This is a genomic window from Synechococcus sp. R6-7, from assembly GCF_047461695.1.
Lineage (GTDB): Bacteria > Cyanobacteriota > Cyanobacteriia > Thermostichales > Thermostichaceae > Thermostichus.
Window position 1 is genome coordinate 1 of sequence record NZ_JANSHS010000491.1, and the last position, 3174, is coordinate 3174.

Here is a 3174-nt window from a genome sequence, read left to right on the forward strand (position 1 = left end):
TCAGCAGTGTTCAGCGTAAATGTATCAGGTCGATCACCCGGATCAGTTGTTTCAGCTTCTCCATCACCCGTCCGGAGCGAAGCAGGTCTTCCGCCTGTTGGATCCCTTCTGGCAAGGATGGAGCAAGCCCGAGGAGCCACAGATAGCTGCCCCCATTCCAGAGAACGGCTGGGGTGAGTTCACAGGGATCCCCGCTGAGCACCTGCTGCATCTGCCGGAGCAGCTCTTTCTCTCCGGAGAAGGGAATCTCCGGGCCTGCCAAGTGGCAATCTCTGGCCTTCAAGAGCAGCCGTTTCCCGCCCTGGTTGAGAATGGCCGCCCGTTCCCGCGGCAGGTCGCAACTGCCTTCCAAACCTTTGACGGTGGTGAATTGCCGAATCTCCCGCAGGGCAAACAGCTCCAGCATCGTGGCCTCGGTGGGCGGATGCACGTACCCGGCCACCAGGTGAAAGGGGCCTTGGTAGGGTGTCCAGACCAGCTCCAAGGTGGCCAAGGGGGGGCGCTTGCCGATTTGATCCCGGTAGTCCATCAGAGCCTGAGCCTGGGGAAAACAGGTGGGCAAATACAAAAATCCCAGCCCGGTTTGTTCCAGCAGTTGCCCCACCCGCTCCAGGGATAGCCCCCGCCAATCTACCCCCAAGCTCCGCCACACCGCTTCCAAGGGCAGCCCATACTTGGTGGGACAGAAGCCAGAGCCATGCAGCAAAACGGCTGACCCTGCCGCTGCCAGCAGCAAAGCCACCAGCACCCCCAGCGGTGCCGTCCGCGAGCGGCCATCGTAGGGATGGCCAAAGATGATCAAGGGATGAGGCAGATCCTGCCGGGGCAGAAGAGGGCCGTCTTCTGCATAGGCATCCAACATACCGGCCAGCTCCTCGGCAGTGGGGCGCTTGATGCGGTGGGCAATTAAAAAAGCCCCGATCTGGGCGGGAGTGGCCTCCCCCCGCAGGAGCATTCGAGCAGCGCTGGCGGCCTCTGCCCGGCTGAGATCCTGGTGGGTGTGGGTGCCGCTGCCGATTTTTTTCAACAGCTCGCGAAACTCTTGGCTCATAGCATCGGCGGTCGGGAGCGCTGGGCTACTCAGGATAGGGGGAGATAAGGGCGGAACACTTGAAACTACCGATATGGGTATTTGACCAGAAATTTCTACAAAAGGTCTCTACAAAACCGACAACAGCCCAGCAGAGGGCCAATGGGGATCTGCGCCGGAAGCAGGCTCAGCATTACCAGACTGCCTAATCAGCTGGGCGGCCAACTGCAAAAACCGGCGAATGGGAGGGATCCGATAGCGATCGCTGGTGGTAACCATAACCACCTGTCGCCTCAAGAGGGGGGGCTCGGTGGGTCGCACCTGCAAATCCGGATCGGCGCAGCAGTCCACCAGGGCCGACTCCGGCAGGAGGGCAATGAGCTGCCCCTGTCGCACCACCCCCCGAAAGGCATCCAAGGTGTTCAGTTCCAGGGCTGCTTTGAGGGGAAGCCCCTGCCGGGCCAGATGGGATCCCACCAAGGAGCGCATGGCATAGCCATCCTTGAACACAGCCTGGGGATACTCCGCCAGCACCTTCCAGGGGATCCGCTCGTAGCGGCTGAGGGGATGGTTGGCGGGCATCAACACTTGAATCGGCTCGGAGTACAGTGGCTCCACCACCAGCTCTGCCCCCCGCGTCATCAGGGGGTTCTCCATCACCAGGGCCACGTCCACCAGCCCATCCCTGAGCACCTTCAAGGCGCGGTCGCTGCCCAGAGCGGTAACCCGCAACTGCACCTCTGGGTACTCCCGGCAAAACTGTTGCAGCACCGGCGGCAGTTGATGGGCGATCAGAGAATGGATCCCAGCAATGCAGAGCTCAGTTTGCTGGCCCTGCAGCCATTCTCGAATGCTTTCCTGAGCCCGCTGCCATTCTTGACAGATGCGACGGGCATGGGGCAAAAGCCGTTCCCCAGCTACGGTTAGAGCCACCGGGCTTTTGCGATGCAACAGCGGAGCCCCCACCGCTTCCTCCAGGGCCTGGATCTGGCGGCTAATGGCCGATTGGGTCAGACCGCTGAGGCGAGCAGCGGCCAAAAAGCTACCTGTTTCCACCACGTTCAAAAAAGCTTGCAACAACTCCAGCCGCACTCGGGATCCCTTGATGATGTAGCCTGCCGTGGTGGCATCCTAGCTGGGGAAGCGGTAGGCTTTTGTAAACACCGTTACAAGTTGTTTGTTGGACTGGGGATCCCCAAGCCGGGAGGAGAGGAGGCAGATGGGCTGGGATCCGACCTTGCTGGAGGGGCTGCTCAACTCCGCCATTCCCCACCTTTTCCCCGCTGCCCAGGTGGTCATCCGCCACAAGGGAAGGTGTATCTACTCAAGGGCGGCAGGCCATCTCGACCCTGAGACCCGGCGCCAACCGACAACCTCGGCCACCCGTTTTGACCTGGCCTCGCTGACCAAGCTCTACACCGCCACCGCCTGCATGGCCCTGGTGGAAGCCGGAGCGTTGCTGCTGGATCAACCGGTCAGTCTCCTGTTGCCGGAGTTTCAGGGATCCCGCCCCATTGCCCCCTATGAAGATCCTCTGCAGCCGGGGAAATGGATTGCTGTGGAACCGGAATCCTTAGGCCAGCTTGTTGCAACAGAACAGGTGACGGTGCGACAGTTGCTGGCCCACACCGCCGGTTTGCCCGCCTGGCGGCCCCTTTTTCGACAGCCCGATGCCGAATCTGCCCGGCACATGGCTTTGCACACCTTTTTGGCCTACAGACCAGGATCCCGCACAGTCTACAGCGATCTTGGATTGATCCTGCTGGGGCTGGCTTTGGAACGTCTGAGCGGAACCCGTCTGGATCAGATCTTGTACGCCCGGATCTTGCAGCCTCTGGGCCTGAGCCAAACTCAGTTTTATCCAGGGGATCCCTTTGACCCATCCTCTGTCTCTGGCTCTTGTGCCCCCACCGAGCTGTGTCCTTGGCGAAAGCGCCGCCTACAGGGGCAGGTTCACGACGAAAATGCCGCCCGCCTGGGCGGGATCGCCGGCCATGCCGGACTATTCGCCACGGCAGAGGAAGTAGCTGCTTTCGGGGAGAGTTTTTTGACGGGATCCCTGCTGCAGCCCCAAACGGTGAGGGAAATGACCCGCGAGCAGTTGCCTCAGCAAGGGGATGCGCACTGCTGTCACGAGCGCCGGG

At 61.2% G+C, this 3174-nt stretch carries 3 protein-coding genes; 1 reads left to right on the forward strand and 2 read right to left on the reverse strand.

What is annotated here, in order from left to right:
- Positions 1-10 precede the first annotated feature (10 nt).
- Entirely contained in the window at positions 11-1051 is a 1041-nt protein-coding gene (locus NW815_RS13275; protein WP_414387805.1) for an anthranilate phosphoribosyltransferase family protein, read from the reverse strand.
- A gap of 108 nt (positions 1052-1159) precedes the next feature.
- Positions 1160-2122: a LysR family transcriptional regulator gene (locus NW815_RS13280; protein ID WP_414387804.1), complete on the reverse strand. Its 963-nt coding sequence runs from the start codon at positions 2120-2122 to the stop codon at positions 1160-1162.
- 127 nt (positions 2123-2249) lie between these two features.
- On the opposite strand from NW815_RS13280, the gene NW815_RS13285 reads away from it, so the two are divergent.
- On the forward strand, positions 2250-3174 hold a 925-nt coding region (locus NW815_RS13285), incomplete at its 3' end, for a serine hydrolase domain-containing protein (RefSeq protein ID WP_414416112.1).